Annotated in this window: 13 protein-coding genes; 4 read left to right on the top strand and 9 right to left on the bottom strand. The window is 32.8% G+C overall.

Annotated features, from left to right (window positions below):
- Positions 1-60: 60 nt before the first annotated feature.
- From metG to H7F21_RS01195, 3 genes are all read right to left on the bottom strand, one after another.
- Positions 61-2127 carry a methionine--tRNA ligase gene (metG, locus tag H7F21_RS01205; protein ID WP_185787416.1) on the bottom strand — a complete coding sequence of 689 codons (2067 nt, stop codon included), beginning with the start codon at positions 2125-2127 and terminating at the stop codon, positions 61-63.
- A 105-nt stretch (positions 2128-2232) separates the two neighbouring features.
- Positions 2233-3837 (bottom strand): DUF1501 domain-containing protein, encoded by a 1605-nt coding sequence (locus tag H7F21_RS01200; protein ID WP_185787415.1) that lies wholly within the window; start codon positions 3835-3837, stop codon positions 2233-2235.
- Positions 3838-3846: 9 nt separating this feature from the next.
- Positions 3847-5304 (bottom strand): DUF1800 domain-containing protein, encoded by a 1458-nt coding sequence (locus H7F21_RS01195; RefSeq protein WP_185787414.1) that lies wholly within the window; start codon positions 5302-5304, stop codon positions 3847-3849.
- A 159-nt stretch (positions 5305-5463) separates the two neighbouring features.
- Here H7F21_RS01195 and H7F21_RS01190 point away from each other — a divergent pair, with 159 nt between their 5' ends.
- Positions 5464-6486 carry a S66 peptidase family protein gene (locus tag H7F21_RS01190; protein WP_425509952.1) on the top strand — a complete coding sequence of 341 codons (1023 nt, stop codon included), beginning with the start codon at positions 5464-5466 and terminating at the stop codon, positions 6484-6486.
- 3 nt (positions 6487-6489) lie between these two features.
- Here the strand turns inward: H7F21_RS01190 and H7F21_RS01185 are convergent, their stop codons facing one another.
- Positions 6490-7086 (bottom strand): YceI family protein, encoded by a 597-nt coding sequence (locus tag H7F21_RS01185; RefSeq protein ID WP_185787413.1) that lies wholly within the window; start codon positions 7084-7086, stop codon positions 6490-6492.
- Positions 7087-7217: 131 nt separating this feature from the next.
- On the opposite strand from H7F21_RS01185, the gene H7F21_RS01180 reads away from it, so the two are divergent.
- The gene (locus H7F21_RS01180) at positions 7218-8090 is read left to right on the top strand and encodes a helix-turn-helix domain-containing protein (protein WP_246431395.1); all 873 of its coding nucleotides are present in this window, start codon (positions 7218-7220) and stop codon (positions 8088-8090) included.
- A gap of 5 nt (positions 8091-8095) precedes the next feature.
- Positions 8096-8869 (top strand): HEAT repeat domain-containing protein, encoded by a 774-nt coding sequence (locus H7F21_RS01175; protein WP_185787411.1) that lies wholly within the window; start codon positions 8096-8098, stop codon positions 8867-8869.
- A 57-nt stretch (positions 8870-8926) separates the two neighbouring features.
- Here H7F21_RS01175 and H7F21_RS17270 read toward each other — a convergent pair whose 3' ends face one another.
- Complete coding sequence (locus H7F21_RS17270; protein ID WP_221892416.1) at positions 8927-10054, bottom strand: helix-turn-helix domain-containing protein; 1128 nt, start codon at positions 10052-10054, stop codon at positions 8927-8929.
- 234 nt (positions 10055-10288) lie between these two features.
- On the opposite strand from H7F21_RS17270, the gene H7F21_RS01165 reads away from it, so the two are divergent.
- Complete coding sequence (locus tag H7F21_RS01165; protein WP_185787409.1) at positions 10289-11932, top strand: serine hydrolase domain-containing protein; 1644 nt, start codon at positions 10289-10291, stop codon at positions 11930-11932.
- Positions 11933-11982: 50 nt separating this feature from the next.
- Here H7F21_RS01165 and H7F21_RS01160 read toward each other — a convergent pair whose 3' ends face one another.
- From H7F21_RS01160 to H7F21_RS01145, 4 genes are all read right to left on the bottom strand, one after another.
- Positions 11983-12945 carry a YybH family protein gene (locus H7F21_RS01160; protein WP_185787408.1) on the bottom strand — a complete coding sequence of 321 codons (963 nt, stop codon included), beginning with the start codon at positions 12943-12945 and terminating at the stop codon, positions 11983-11985.
- 72 nt (positions 12946-13017) lie between these two features.
- Entirely contained in the window at positions 13018-15138 is a 2121-nt protein-coding gene (locus H7F21_RS01155) for a serine hydrolase domain-containing protein (RefSeq protein ID WP_185787407.1), read from the bottom strand.
- A gap of 75 nt (positions 15139-15213) precedes the next feature.
- Complete coding sequence (locus tag H7F21_RS01150; RefSeq protein ID WP_246431394.1) at positions 15214-16305, bottom strand: helix-turn-helix domain-containing protein; 1092 nt, start codon at positions 16303-16305, stop codon at positions 15214-15216.
- 131 nt (positions 16306-16436) lie between these two features.
- Complete coding sequence (locus H7F21_RS01145; protein WP_185787406.1) at positions 16437-17087, bottom strand: hypothetical protein; 651 nt, start codon at positions 17085-17087, stop codon at positions 16437-16439.
- Positions 17088-17114: the final 27 nt, after the last annotated feature.

Raw genomic sequence — 17114 nt, 5'->3', positions numbered from 1 at the left:
CAAAACAACAGCAAAAAAAGATTGAATTCATAAAAAGTATAGAATACATCTTTATTGAAACTAACTAATCTTTAATCCATTGGAGACGTCATTGATGTCAGGATTTACAAAGACCAAATTACCCATTTTGTCTTCGGTCATTAATATCATGCCCTGACTTTCTACACCTCTTAGTTTTCTAGGCGCTAAATTGATTAGAACTGTAACATGTTTTCCAATAATGTCTTCTGGCTTAAAGCTTTCCGCAATGCCAGAGACTATAGTGCGCGTATCTATGCCTGTATCTACTTTTAGAACCAAAAGTTTTTTAGTCTTTGGCATTTTCTCTGCTTCGAGAATTGTCCCTACGCGTATATCCAATTTTGTAAAATCATCAAAGGAGATTTCTTCTTTTTGGGGTTCTACTGTTTTCTTGGCTGCTTCATTTGCTTTTTTATTGGCTTCAAGTTTCTGTATTTGTTTCTCTATCTCTGCATCTTCGATTTTTGAAAACAATAACTCGGGCTTCCCCTTTGTTATTACATGACCAGGTGGAAGAAATACGTCTTTATTCGAAACCTCATCCCATTTAGGTTCTGAATCAAGGTTAGAATGACAAAGAATTCTCTTTAATTTTTCCGAGGTAAATGGTAAAAAGGGCTCACACAAAATACCCAGTGCTGAAGCTATCTGTAAGGCCACAAACATCACTGTTTTAGTGCGTTCTTCATCTGTCTTAATGGTTTTCCAAGGTTCTTCATCGGCCAAGTATTTGTTTCCTAGTCTTGCTAAATTCATCAGTTCTTGGCTTGCCTCTCTAAAGCGATAACGCTCAATAGAGCTTGCGACGACAGCTGGATAGGCTTTTAAGGTAGCTAAAGTGTCTTCGTCAATTTTTTTATAATCTGACGGTTGAGGAATAACTCCATCATAATACTTATTGGTTAAAACGACTACTCGATTTATAAAGTTTCCAAAAACAGCTACCAATTCGTTATTGTTTCTCGCTTGGAAATCTTTCCAAGTAAAATCGTTATCCTTTGTTTCTGGGGCATTAGCCGTTAAAGCATAGCGTAAGACATCTTGTTGATTAGGAAAATCCTCTAGATAATCAGGCAACCAAACTGCCCAATTTTTTGAGGTTGATAATTTGTTGCCCTCCAGATTCAAGAACTCATTTGCTGGTACATTTTCTGGTAGAATATAAGACCCTTCTGCTCTAAGCATCGATGGAAATATAATGCAGTGAAAGACAATATTATCCTTGCCAATAAAGTGAACCAAGGTTGTGTTTTTATCTTTCCAATAATCTTCCCAATTTTTACCTTCTTTAGCTGCCCATTCTTTAGTTGCAGAAATATAACCAATAGGCGCGTCAAACCATACGTAAAGCACTTTACCCTCACCGCCCTCAACAGGTACGGGAATTCCCCAATCTAAATCTCTGGTAACTGCTCTTGGTCTTAAGCCATCGTCAACCCAAGATTTTACTTGACCATAAACATTAGGTTTCCAGTCTTTTTTATGACCTTTTAAAATCCATTCTCTTAAAAAGTCTTCGTGCTTGTTCAATGGTAAAAACCAGTGCTTTGTCTTTTTAAGAGTTGGTACATTACCCGTTATTGCAGATTTTGGATTGATTAAATCCGTTGCGTTATGACTTGTCCCACAATTTTCGCATTGATCACCATAGGCTTCTTCGTAACCGCATTTTGGACAAATTCCGATAACAAAACGATCTGCCAAAAATTGATTGGCTTCGGCATCATATAATTGTTCAGAGACCTCTTCTACAAATTCGTTTTTATCATATAAAGTCATAAAGAACTCAGAAGCAGTGTCATGATGAATTTTGGCTGAGGTACGTGAGTAATTATCAAACGAAATCCCAAAATCTTCAAATGATTTTTTGATAATTGTGTGATATTTATCTACAATATCTTGAGGAGACACGCCCTCCTTTTTTGCCTTAATTGTTATTGGAACACCATGCTCGTCACTACCACAAATAAAAGCGACATCATTACCTGTTAACCGTAAATACCTTGAATAAATATCAGCAGGCACATAAACACCAGCTAAATGGCCAATATGTATTGGACCATTAGTATAGGGTAGTGCTGCTGTTATGGTGTATCTTTTAGACATTGCGCTCTTGATTAAATGAAGCGCAAAATTAGCGATTTTACTTTTAGTAATAAAAAGAAAAGCCTCCAGTATTAATAGAAGCTTTAAGATTATATGTTTTTAGTTTTAGCGTATTATCAAGGACTTACTGTAGTTTTGATTACCAACTGAAATTCTATAAATGTATTGCCCAATATTGAGTTTCTGAGAAACTTCATTTTTAACACTAATGCTGTGTTCTCCAGCAAATAACATTTCATTTTTTAATGTCGCAATAGTTCTACCCATAATATCATAGAGCTTTATAACCGCGTGTTGTGTGTATGGATTTTTTATTTTAATAACAGCGTCGTTGTCTGTGTAAAGTACATAGTGCTTAAAGCGTTCTCTATTAAAATCATCAACACTTAATAACGCGTTGCAATTAAAGCCAAGATCAACTCTAGCATAGGTATTATTGAGTAAAGCTTCATCCACAAGGTCAGGGTCAATACATAGCCACTCTTGCATAATGCTTGCGTAAACTTCCCTAAAATCTTGTGTGTAATCCAAATTTCCGTTGCCCGTGCTCAAATCGGGATGCTGTCCTACAAAACCATTACCTTCAATTGCAGGACCAAATAGCATCAATGGTGCTGCTTTACCATGATCTGTCCCATTAGATCCATTTTCATAGATACGTCTACCAAACTCACTTATGGTCATTGATAGGACTTTATCATCAAAGCCACCTTGCGCCAAATCATCGTAAAATGTTTTTATTGAATTAGATAAATCTATAAGTAAGTCCCTGTGATCATTGACTTGATTAGCATGTGTATCAAAACTACCAAGGGTCACCATATAAACTTTAGTACCTAAATTTCCTTTAATTAAACGCGCCACTATGGAAAGCTGTTGCCCGAGATCGGAATCCATGTAGGTTGAATTATTGGTGCCATTATTATAAGCTTGGTTTATAGTACCTGCATATTGATATGTGGTATTAGTAGTGCCACGCATAAACTCCAGTTGATCTCCGTAAATACAATCAGGAAAGCTAGACATATCATGCACAGTGCCGTTTTGGGCGATGGTCTCTAGTTGATTTGGATTAGCAACTGAGAATGCGTAATTGTTTGTGTCTCCTTGAAAAATTAAATTACCTATACTACCTATTTGAACGGCGGCTGGTATGTCTGGAGGATTTATGAGATATTCAGGATATAATTCTTCGAAATATCTTCCTATCCAGCCGGATTGCTCTGTATTAGTAGGATCGGTTGATGCCCAAATATCTGAGCCTGCAAAATGTGATTGACTAGAGTTTTCATAACCAACACCATGTACTACTTTCATTGCACCATTATCCCAAAGGTTAATTAAATCATCCATATAATTAGGAATGCCAAAATCTGACGTTAATGCCGTGACTTGATTAAGTTGATGCCTAATGCTGGGTCTATTAGCTGCGTAAGTATCATAATCATATATTGGGACAATAGTATTGAGCCCATCGTTACCGCCTTTCAATCGTATAATTACAAGTACACGGTCAGTTTCAGAATTACTAATAGCAGCAGCAAGTTTAGAATTACTTGAAGCCGAAAGTGGCATACCTCCTAGCATCATCGTACCTGCTCCAGATAAGCCTAGTGCTTGTAGAAAAGATCGTCTGTTCCACTTCTTATGTTCATCATCATGAGCAGAAGTTCCGAATTTTTTATTTTGATTTGGGTGTTGGTTGCACATAACAGTAGATTATTTAAGTTGAAATTCAGGAATTTTTATAAGATGTCTAATGAGTAACAAGACTTGATATGGTGCGGATTGGTATTGCAAGTTCCATATGCCATTTTCATAATAGTTTTCAGGTAAGTTGTGTTTTAACACGTCAGTAGCATCCTGATAATCGGATTCGGTAAAAAGTTCCAAGGGCATAAATCTATCTATAATACTTTTAGCAACTGCGTAAGGATCATTACTGTTATTCGAACTTTCAATGGCAAAATACCTTAGTTCCTCTTGAAAATTATCCCAAGTATGCCAAATAATCCATTGTAATATTCGCCATCGACCAGTTAATGTGCTAGAATTAATCCAATCTCTATCTCCTTGCCAACCTGCAACGTCTACTGGTTGAAACATTCTTTGACCTAGTGTCGTATTGAACCAAGGAAAGGCCTCAAGATAGTCCGGCTGAATGCTAAAGCCCGTAACTTTTAAATAAGACATAAACATGTCATATGGACTTTTTATAAGAATGCCTATGGTCTTAGCATCAAAAAAGTGTTCACTTTTAAATAACACTCTTAATATATTTGAGATGTTAAAATCTTGAATAAATAGATTTGCCATTTCTGTTACTATATCCTCGTTGATAGTTGCACTAACAAAATAAGCGTAGAGCTTTCTGCAGATATGTTCTGCAATTAACGATGCCTTTTCTTGAAATAGTATATTTATAACATCATCATAATCCCAATTACCTGTTTGGTTAAAAATGGTTTTTTCTGAATCGTCAAAAGTACTGGCGTCAAAATAAATAGGATATGTCCAGTTTTCTCTATGATTGTAACCTGTTAAAGCTTTAGCGGTTTCAACTATATCCTGTTGTGTATAACCGTTGTCTACACCAAGGGTAAAAAGCTCGTAGAGTTCGCGAGCGTAATTCTCATTTGGACTAAGATTTGTGTTTTCATAGCCATTGAGATAAACTAGCATCGCACTGGTAGTACCAATTTCTCTTACGAAATTTTCAAAATTGCCAAGCATATTGTTCTCTATAACACTATAGTATTCGTAAAGATGATTACTAGTGTAATAATCTTCTAAACGTGTAACAAAATGGTTGCTCCAAAACATAAGCAAACGACCTTTAAGACCAACGGTTTGCATTTGATCCATAACCTCAAGAACTACCTCTTGGTGATTGTTTTGAGTTTCCTCATTAAAATCAAAACCTAGATTGGCATAATCGTCGTTAGTGAAGTTGGCCCAAGTAGGTTCTGGCCAGTTGGGTGCGTTTAGAGATTCGTCAACCAACTGATCTATAAAGTCATTTGGTGACATGGACATTGCACTCGAAATCATAGTTAAGTTTGCATCATAGCCAATACGTCTGTAAGCATGTCTTATCCTTGCCTCGTTCCAAGGATCTTGAGATGTGGGAATATATGGTTGCAAACTAGATGTAATACAGGTGGTTAGTACAGCCATAGTGTAGGTTTTTTAATTAAAAGTCAAATTTTTTAAAAAGGGAATAAGGTATATACGTGTATTTTGTCAAATTTGGATGTTTTCTGTTAAAAACTTATTAAAAAAGTAAAATCATGAGACTTAAAAGATTAGTTTTTATATTTACAGAAAGCAGTTGTAATGATTTTGAGACAAGCTATTCTAGTATCTTTTTTTTCCATGGCAATGGTTTTTACTAAGGCAGTTTATGCTCAGGGTGAAGCTGATAATTCTTCTAAGATGATTTCTGAATTTATACAACCACCTTACTTAAAAGCAGGAGATACTGTAGCAATTATAGCACCTTCGGGCATTTTAAAAAATCGAGAACGTGAAGTAGAACAAGCTATAGATCTATTAAAAAGTTGGGGTTTGCATAGTGTGGTAGGAGCGCATGTTTTTAGCAAAGCCAATCATTTTGCAGGCACAGATGATGAGCGTTGTGAAGATTTACAAAAAGCTATGGATGATCCAAAAATCAGTGCAATTTGGTGTGCAAGAGGTGGTTACGGAACAGTAAGACTATTAGATAAGTTGGATTATAGCAAATTTAAAGAACATCCTAAATGGCTTATAGGCTATTCTGATATTACGGCTTTACATAACCAATTACATAATCAAGGGATTCAGTCCTTGCACGCACTTATGTGTGTGAGTCTAACCAAAGATTTGACTGAGGTGCAAAGTTCTATAGATACGTTTAAGGCCGCGTTGTTTGGAAAGCCAAAAGACTATACTTTAGAAAGTTCAAGTTATAACAGGGTAGGAGAAGCTAAAGGTGAACTTGTAGGTGGCAATCTTACCATGTTGCATACCATGCTGGGTTCCAATGAAAGTATTGACACCTCTGGAAAAATTCTTTTTATAGAAGAGATAGGTGAGTATAAATATCATATAGACCGTATGCTACAAAGTATGAAACGTGCAGGTTATTTTGATAACCTCAAGGGACTTATAGTTGGCGATATGTCCAAGCTTCGCAAAAACACAACACTTTGGGGAACCTCGGTGGAACAGTTGATTTTAGATGCCTTATCAGCTTATGATTTTCCGATTGCTTTTAATATGCCAGCAGGCCATGAAAAGGATAATCGTGCAATGGTTTTAGGAAAAACGATTGAATTGAAGGTTACAAAAGTTGAGTCTCATATATCCTTCAATTAGTGTTTACAAACTCAACTTAACTTCAAACCCAATTGCATCAGAAATAAGACCATCTTTTAGCTTACCCTCAATTTCTTTAGAATTGTATGTAATGCCCCAAAGGGTTCGGTCTATTTTAAATCGGGTTGTTAATTCTTGTTTTTGGTAATCGACTTCAGCTTGAAAGTTAATCGGTAAGGTAACATCCTTTATAGTAAGATCTGCATATATCTTCATGCGGGTATCATTGTGATAGGATACGCTTGTAATAACTAGTTTTGCTGTTGGAAATTTTTTAATGGCAAAGAAATCTTCATCTTTTAAGTGTTCATCTAAACCTTCTCTAGACTCTTCATTATCCATGTCCTGACTTTTTATCGAATTCATGTCTATAATGAATTCACCACCAGAAATAGCACCATTATTTTTCAGAAAATACCCTTCCTTAAAATTGATGATACCATCGTGACCACCATAATAAAAAGCATATTCACCAGACCACTTTATTTCACTTTTTGAGGTGTTAATTCTCAATAGCTCTTCTGAGCTATTTGATGAGGTTTGAGCATAAGACAATACGGAGTAAATTGCTAATACAATTAATAAAGTTCGTTTTTTCATGATATTATTTTTTGATTATTTTTTTGTTTTGATAAAACTAGATTGAGAAGCAAGAAAGAGTGTCAAAAAAATGTAAAAGAAGTGTCAACAGTTGTAAAATGTCGCGAAATTGTATGTTATTTACAGTAATTATGAGTAGAAAATCTATTTTTTCATTTGCATATTTCGCCGTTGTTTTATTTTTCTTCTTAATTGTGTCCTGTTCAATAGAAGAGAATGATGAGTTTACTGAACGTGTAAAGATTTCACTAAGGGAAGTCGGCAATCAATTATTACTTTCTGACCAAGATTCTACGTCCTTGATATTGCCAGTGATTGCTCTAGAGCAATCAAAATATAGCTTGTCATTTCAAAGCGAATTGTCTTTTCAGCCAGATGATCTGGTTTCAATTGTACACAAGAACTTTCGAAAGTCAGAATTGCCAAAACATTACAGAGTAGAGGTAGTCCAGTGTACGGACAGTGAGGTGGCTTATAGTTATCAGATGAGTGTAGATGAAGAGAGTACGATTATTCCTTGTATGAGCAGGGTATTGCCAAAAAACTGTTATACAATAGAAGTACGGTTTATCAGAAGGGCATCATCGTTGTTAGGCAAAACAACAATAGCTTATATTATGTTCTTTAGTGTTCTTATTTTGTTTGCAGTGATTATTTATAAGCGAAAAAAATCGGAGACAAAAGATCAATCCAATAGTGGCGACTATATTAAAATAGGCAGTTTTCAATTTTATGCTGGGCAAAATAAATTGATAAAAGAAGCTGTAGAAATTAGTCTTTCAAAGAAAGAGTGCGAACTATTAGAAATCTTTGTGGCCAATCCAAATCAAATTATTAAGCGCGATGAATTAACAAAACGCGTATGGGAAGACCAAGGTGTTTTTGTGGGACGAAGTTTGGATACTTATATTTCTAAATTGAGAAAAAAGCTAAAAGAAGACGACGCTATTAAGCTTACTAATATTCATGGTGTTGGTTATAAGTTAGAGATAAATAAAGACTAGATAGTATGGCATTCTATGATCTATCAAAACCAGAACGGCATCGATTAGTTGAAAAAATCAATCAAGAAATCCTTGCTGATTTATATCAAGATGAGAATACAAATATTGTTAGATTTTTTTCAGATGATGATACTTATGTTCGTAAAACAGGGTATTTAGCTATTGGAAAGCTTTTTTATACACGACCAAAATTACAGTCGGTTATATTTTCAGTGTTAAATACCTTAATAGAATCTGAAGATGAATTGATACGACAAACTGTAATCAATGCGGCTGGTGAAATTGGGAAGTTCCATTTTGATAACATACAAAGTTTTATGGATACAGGATTATTTGATGACCATCATCGTGTTCGCAATGCAGTGATTGGATCGATTAAAAAAATGGGTGAATGTAACCCAAAACCTGTTTTGGCTTGGGCAAAAACGTATTTAAAACATACAGACAAAGAAATACGTCGCGAGATTTGCCATGGCATTGAATTAAGAGGGCGAACGCATCCTCAAGATATTCTACCATTATTAAAAGAATTAGAGTTTGATGATACCAGACGTGTATCGGATACATTGATTCATGTATTGGGACAAATCGCTTATAAGAATGGTTGTTTAAAAACTGTAATAGCACATCTTAATACTTGGACGAATAAAGCCTTAGTTCAAAAAGCATTGGATGAAATTGTAGATGTGCATGAACGTTACAAGAAATTTGCAGTATTGACACAACAAGAAGCTATTGCATATATTGATGATAATTATATCTCGAATAAGTCCTATTAAAATTTCGTCGGAAATATCTGAAACTTTTTTATCCTTATTTTTACCAGTAGCATTAAATTAAATATTTTTAGAACGTTCAACCTCTTTAATATATGCTGTAGGAGTCATTTCTGTAATTTCTTTAAACGCTTTATAAAAAGTAGATTTAGAATTAAATCCAACCTCAAATGCTATAGAAATTAATGTAAATTCTTTATGCTTATTTTCGTGGATTCTTTGTGAAAAATCGGCAACGCGATATTCATTAACCAGTTCGTAAAAAGCTTTTTTATAGATGTTATTTAAAACCCAAGATAACTTATTCGTTGTCGTATTAATTTCATTCGCTAAAATAGACAAACTTAATTCTGGTCTGCGGTATCCTTTTTCTATTTCGAAGTAAGCTTTAACTAAACTTTCAATTTTATGAATTTCTTTTTCGTCTAGTGTATTCTTTTTTTTGAGCTCATTTTTATCCTTCGAAGGAAATGGTATTTTAAATATTTCAGGAAATTTTAGATTATAAAAACTAACTATATAAATTAGAACACCAAAGATTAGACAAGATATATCATAAATTAATGGTCTTTTAATCCAAGTAATAATATCAAATATTTCAAATATACCTAGCAACCAAAAAAGCATATACAATGCCAAGCATAAGAGTGTTAATTGTATGTATTGTATACTATTTGGGCTGAAGGATAATTCTTTAATTTCATTCTTTTTGTAATAATAAAAAAGACTATAGGATTTAATAAGGTAAACTGTAATAGATATAAAAAATATGATCTCTACAGTATAAAATAAGTTGGTTCTGTAATTGCTAATGTTTTCTATAGAATCATAACTATTAATATGAAAAATGCCATATATCAAGTAAAATACTACTGGCAGATAATGGTAATATTTTAAATGGTATTTGTCATTTTCATAAAATAATAAACGCCTTATATAGGTGTAGACAAAAGGACCAATTAAAAGGTAAAAAACATTTGTTAAATAAGCAAATTTGCGAAAATAGGCTGCCGGTATTTCAGAACTAATAACCCGCTCAAGTAAATAGAAGCTATAAATCCCTAGTAAATACTGTATAATTCTATTTGTACCTGTGTTTTTTTTAGGAATATATTGTATCGCAAAAATTAGAAAAATACACTGACCTATAATTAATATAAGTAAGAACTCATATAAGGATATATTCATTTACTTAAGATTTATATTAAATTCTAAATTATAGTAATAGTCAAACTACTAAAATAGGATTTATATATTTTTCATTACAAAAAATAGTCTGAAACTATAGTTTAGGACATTTTACAATAACGATTCCAACATTCCTCAGTAAAAAAAAGCTTCCTTTATCAAAATTCTTGTAAAAGAATACAAATATTCTACTTTATAACAAATTATAGAAGTATCAAATTTTAATCTTTCAAAATGAACAAGTTACAAACAGTATTTTTTTCGGCAGTAATTACATGTTTTAGCATTATATTTTCGAGTGATGCACAATCAAAATCAATACAATTTGAAGATTATGCTGGTTTATGGAAAGGAAATGTACCTGACTATAATCCATTTCAAGTAAATATTACCATAGCTGATTTAGGAAATTCAAAAGCTTCTTTTGTTTTATCAAACGATAAAGAACTCATCCGTAAAGAATTTACTCTAAAAGACACGCTGCATATTGAGCTTGATAAAAAACTATATTTTGAAGGTGTCGTAAATCAAGATAAGTCTCAAATTAATGGTTTTATAAAACTTGGTAATGATTTTTACCCTACACAACTTCAAAAAAAGAATAAAGCATATAAAGGCATATTAAACCTTTCAGCGAATCATTTCTTACAACCTGAATCACATTACTTAGAAATAAGAAAAGTTTATAATTCTGTTGAAGGATATGGAGCCTATCCACTCTTAGGTGCTTGGGTAGATGATTTAAGAATAACGAATAACAATATTTATTTTGAAGAATTTAAAACAGGATTAATATTTCAAGGTGAACTTAAAGAGTCTCAAATTATCTTGAGCGTAGGTCTAGACTCTATAGAATTCGCTAAAATAAATTACATAAAAGTAGATAAAAAAGGAAAAACAGAAACAATAGAAATAGAAGACGGTTGGACTTATGCAAAAGACAAACTCTCACTTAAAGACTTGGAACATGATATCGATCAAAATTCACTAAAAGGTGTTGAAAGTGTTTTAGTAGCACAAGATGGTAAAATACGCTACGAAAACTACTTTAATGGTTCAAATAGCACAACAACTAATGATTTACGCTCGGCAGGAAAAAGTATTGGTTCCGCTATAATTGGTTTAGCTATAGATGATGAAATCATAACGAGTACTCAAGAAAAAGTATATGATTACTTACCTCAATCATACCAATACACCAAAGACGAAGAAAAATCTAAAATTACAATTGAACACCTCTTGACCATGAGTTCTGGTATTGGCGTTTATGAAAATGATTATCAAGAAACGGACGATTGGCTAAAAACTGTTTTAGAACCAAAGCTTAAATATAAGGCTGGTGAACGCACTAATTATATGTCCTCAGATCCATTTTTATTGAGTGTAAACTTGAGTGAACGTTTATCGTATCCCTTAGAGTTTTATATGGAGAAAAAATTGTTCGGTCCTTTAGGGATTACTAACTATATTTTAAATACCGACGATAAAGGAAATCCTTATTTCGCTGGTGGGCTTTGTATGACACCTAGAGATATGCTAAAATTTGGTCAATTATATTTAGATAAAGGAGTGTGGAATGGCAAACGCATTCTTTCCGAAAAATGGATAAACACTTCTTTTAAAAAACACACTAATTTAGAAAACACGTCTAAAAAGAATGCGTATGGGTACTTTTGGTGGCACGATACCTATACAGTTAATGGGAAATCTATTTCTACTATGGAAGCTAGAGGAAACGGAGGACAATACATTAGTATTATTCCTGAATTAAATACTGTAATCGTTGTGACCACTGAAAACTATAATAAAAGAGGAGCTGCCCAACAAACAGAAAAAATCATCGAAGCATACGTGCTTTCTACTTTAATGGAAGAGTAAATTTAGGTTACATATCACAAATTTTGGTGTCTCGAATTGTAATAACTCTTCTAATTTGAAGGTTGTATAATCTCTCTTATTGTTGCCCATCCTGTTGGGCTATCGGCATATTTTATATAAGTCACTATCGTTCTTCCGGAAAAAATAAAAGACTCACCTCCTTGTTTTGGTGTTCCTTTTATTGAGAATTTGGTTTGTTCAATGGCTATATTGCCTTCAACTAAAATATTTTCAATCTCGTTTTCTATAAACTCTAAATTGTAATTTGACAGCGTGTCTCGTAATGAGCTTACAACAGCTTCTCTTCCATTTTTTATATCATTATAGCCTAATGCTTTGATAACTTCGGGATGATGCAGAGACCTTATTGTTTCAATATCTGCTTTAGAAAATGCCTCTCTAATTATTTCCCCATGTTTTAAGACTTCTCTTTTTATATCATCCCCAGGTACTTTAACACGAATAAAGTTGCCAGCATAAAACAAACCAGTTGGCTTATCATTTTTATCGAATTGTTCAGATTTTAACTCGTACTCATCATTAGTAAGCCATGTATATGTATAGACTCTATAAGTACCTTTTGGTTCTCCTTCAAAAGACAATTTTAATCTTAGGTTTCCATTATCATCAATAGTTCCTTTACCATGCCCAGCCCTTATGTCTCCAAAGCTAGACAGATGGTATACTTCTTTGGTATTTGGATTATAGGACCAAAAGATATGACCATTTGGTTCAGGACCATCAATTATGGATATTAAAGTATTCTTAGTATTGATTCCGGCTGAAACCGTATGATGCTTTGGAATTTTAATATATTCCGTTTCCCCTCCCCAATTTTGACGCCAATCATCATCCTTTAGCGTCCATTCTCCAAAAAATTTTGCAAATGGATTGCTTGACCTTAGAGTCGTGGTTTTTCCGTTGGATTCATATTTAATTGAAGCTTCTTGCGCATAAATACTAATTGATGTGAATACCAAAAAGAAAGCTATTAGCAAAAGATATTTTTTCATTTAGATTGATATATTTATTAAAGAATAAAGTTCAATTTAATACAAAACGCCACAACAAACACTTTAATAGCGTTAATTAACTTCCTCTAGAATCTTATGGGATAATTCCTTTCCATTCTCGTCAATAGAAACAAACCAAACACTAGTAGTACAGGTTCTATTAAAAACATCTGTATTGGAAGTGCAATTTTGAATGGTTCCTTTTATTAAATATCCTGAGTTAGTCTTTTCAGCTAAATAACCATATTCATTGTAGAAGTTTCCATAAGTGTTTTGCCATAGTTTTTTTCCTTTTTTATCGGTTTTAATGACAAACATATCATAGTTGCCATTTCCGTAAGAGCTTGTAGAACCTATAATGAGATAGCCATCTTCCGTTGCTAGAATAGAGCTGGCCTTATCATAGCTATTTCCACCAAATTGTGTGGACCAAATTTCATTGCCACTAGGGTAGTTTTTAGTTAATAAAATGTCTGAAGCATCACCATTTCTAGATCCAATAGTCGTCACTTGAATAGAGCCATCTTCTGTTTTTATTTTTGGTTGAAATTTTAAATTTGTTTTCTTTTTAAACCTATTATTTTTAGCTCTACCTAAACTTAATAGTATGTCAGTGACTCTATCGAATTGATCTCTTTGAACTTTCATAATAAAATTAGAAGCTAATAATTCATTTCTATTGAACACTTCTACATCCAATTCGCCTTTTCTATTCGATGAAGACACTAGAAGTTTATTTTCTGCGGTTAATCTAAGTTCAAAACTCATATCTAATTCACTGCTTTCGTAGGAGCCAACTAAAGCTTCTAAATCAGCATAAGAAGCAGGTGGTGTTGAACTTCTTTTATATATGAATATTTCACCAGATGGTTCAAATAAAGCCATTTCTCGGTCATAAAAGACCAACTTTGATTTAGAGTCATAATCGAGATGAAATTTGTTCTTTGCTTCTGGAATGAGTTCAATACGAAGATTTTGTCCTTGTCTAAAATATGTTTTACCCTCTTCCTTTACAATTCTTGTTAAATAACCACTTTTGCTATGATACTGCCCTATTATTTGTGCTTTGCCAGTGCTATTTATGGTTTCAAATAGTCGACTATTATATTGGCCTTTCTGCTTTATTTCAGGAAGAAGAACATGTGCAATTTCTTGAGTAATTACGTTAGTTGAGATATTACCATTATTACTCATCGCAAAAATGGTTAATTTTTCATCTAGAAATCGAACCATTTGAGAATTATATCCGCCAGTTCCTCCGCTGTGATGTACTGCTTTTCTGTCTAAAAAATTATCGAGTTTTAGCCCAAAACCATAGGTTTTTATTTCACTATTAAGAATAGATTGTTGACTTTTAATTAGTAGAATATTATTGTCTTGATTTGCATTTTGTATTGCTTGTTCAAAAATTAATTGATCTTTTAAGGTCGTGTATAAAAAGCCTTCTCCAGCAGTTTTTGTTACTGTCGGTGTTTGTAGCCAAACGCCATCTCCCCAATCAGCATAAGGTTCTGCTCTATAGGGAATCACACCAGCGTAACGTTCAATAAATAATGTTTCTTTCATTCCTAAATCACGGAAAAACTGTTTTGAGTAATCTGTAAATTTTTGTCCAGAGACTCTCTCTATGATTTCTGCCAGTATATTATAACCTGAGTTACTATATGTGTATTGCGAGCCAGGTTTAAAAGCTAAATCTTCTTGTTTTTCTAACAAGTCAATAATATCATCATTTTTTAAACCTACTTGTTTCCACCATACCTTGTTTTGTAAACTCATTAATTCGACATAGTCTCTAATGCCGCTGGTATGATTAAGAACGTGCCTAATTTTTATTTTTTCTTCCACTTTTTTATAAAGTGTAGGAAGATATGTTCTAATATCGTCTTCTAAGTTTACTTGATCTTTTAAGGCTAAATCCAAAATCATTAATGCTGTATATTGTTTGGCAATAGACGCAATATTAGACTTGGTCTTTTGGTCCATTTTCATTTGATATGGTAAATAAGCTAGTCCACGATATTTTTCATAAATGATAGTTCCATCTTTAACAATGCCGATCATTAAACCAGGATCGTTGTCTTCAATCTTGGAGTTAACAATTGAGTCGATTATTTGTATTTTATTTTGTGCGAAAAGAGAAGCTGAAATAACTGAAATAAAAAGAGCAGCTAAAGCAATGCGTTTTTTCATGATGATTAATAATTTGAATCAAAAATGAAGTAAAAACTTATAAAAAACGCTTCAAATCTTGATTTGAGACCTCTTTTAAGATAATTTTTCGATATAATCTTTAGGTGAAAGTGATGTACTTTTTTTAAAGGCTCTATTAAATGTAGCCTTGCTATTAAAGCCGCAATCTAAGGCGATTCCTAAAAGGGTAGAGGTGTTTTGTTCGCCTTTTTCTAACTTGTCTTTTACGGCTTCAATCCTGTAATGGTTCACAAAATCATTAAAATTCATGTTGAAACCAGAATTGACAACCGAAGATATGGTTTTTGTAGTGGTGCCTAATTCACCAGCAACATCAGAAAGTGTCAAACGCGGATTTTCAAATAGGTGTTTTTCAGTCATTAATCTAGAAAGTTTGTCTTTCCAAATTGACGTATCGAACTCAGTAGTAACTGTCTTAGTATCATTACTTGAAATTGAATACTCATCATCAAAAACATTAACGACCTTTAGCTTTTCACTCCTTAACGTTGTTTGCTTTATAACATTACTATATCCAGTTATCGCGATGTAGTAGAAAACAAACGAAAACGCAATATAGTGCCAAAACTGGCTTCCAAAATTACCCCATTCAGGATTCAATATAAAGAACAAGACTCTTAAAATTAGAATGCTTAAAAATGCAACCATAAAATTACGAATCCACTTGAACAATAATGTGTCTGCATAACTTACCTTATCAAATACTAATTTTCTGTATTCAAAATAATAGCGCAGACTTAAAACCAAGTAAAATGCCATAGATACTAAGCCTGTTGCTTGATACCAATTTGCTAAATCTTTATCTCTATCATCTGCATAGAAATAAAATTCATCTAAAATTAATTTATCGGTAACAAAAACAACCAAACTATATAGCGTATATAATAGAGCTGGGATAAAATGAATACAGTCTTTTTTTGAAACTTTGAAACTAGTATTTAATAAGCTTTTGGTATAAAAGTAAACTACTGGCCCAATCAATAAAATCTGCATAAAGGGAACAAAAAAAAGAATTTCTTTAGTTAATTTTTCTGCATACCAATTTGCATAACCTAACATGTAAGGTGTAATATACATGGCGTAAAGGAAAAGTAATAGACTTAACCATTTACTTGCTTTATTATTATGAATTATGCTCTTCCGCAATAGTAAGTACGAAAAGACTATTCCATGAAAAAAGAATATTAATAATAAAGAACTTTTTTGACCAAAGCTAAATGGAAAGTCAAATATTGAATTGATGAGTCCAGGTGTTTTTTTACGATTTAAATGTAATACTATTTTTGATTTTGATTTATTACTTTAAGAAAATCATTTATCTCTTTTTCGCAGTCCTTAAATTTCTTGATTTTTAAATCTAGTGCAAAGCGATAAGTAGATAAGGCATTTGAAAATGTCTTTGAATAATAAATTTCAGGGTCTTGGACCATACTGGTAACTAAATCAAAATTCTCCTTTACATAGGGAAAAAAATCATCAAAGTATGCCGCTCTGCAACCTTGGTCTAGGGATTCTGTCCAAGTATAATATTCATACATGTTAATGATGTTTTTCTTTTCCTCGAATGACTTTATAAAACGGATATCGCCAGAATTAACCAAAGAATTGTATGCATTTCTCCTTATGTATAAATAACCCACATTAAATATTTCAAAAGAGAGTTTATTTATGGTTGAAACATCACCCTTTTTTGAAATTAAATTTATGATAGAGTCTATTTTTGCAAAGTTAGATTCTGATAATTGAATACTATATTTAAGATTTAAGACATTGAGCCTTGTTTCTTCCTTTATATAGTTTACATGTTCATCAACTAGCTTTTGCTTGTTGTTATCTGATGCACAACGGTCTAGCTGAAACGCTAATAATATACCAAAGACAACGACTACAAATTCTCTGATATGATTTTTCCAATTAACCTTTGCCATTTTATTTAAGATTATACTTCTAAATAT

Origin of the sequence: Winogradskyella flava (genome assembly GCF_014243395.1) — a bacterium.
Classification (GTDB): domain Bacteria; phylum Bacteroidota; class Bacteroidia; order Flavobacteriales; family Flavobacteriaceae; genus Winogradskyella; species Winogradskyella flava.
The sequence above is the reverse complement of the archived record's forward strand: the minus strand, read 5'-3'. Positions and strand labels throughout refer to the sequence as shown.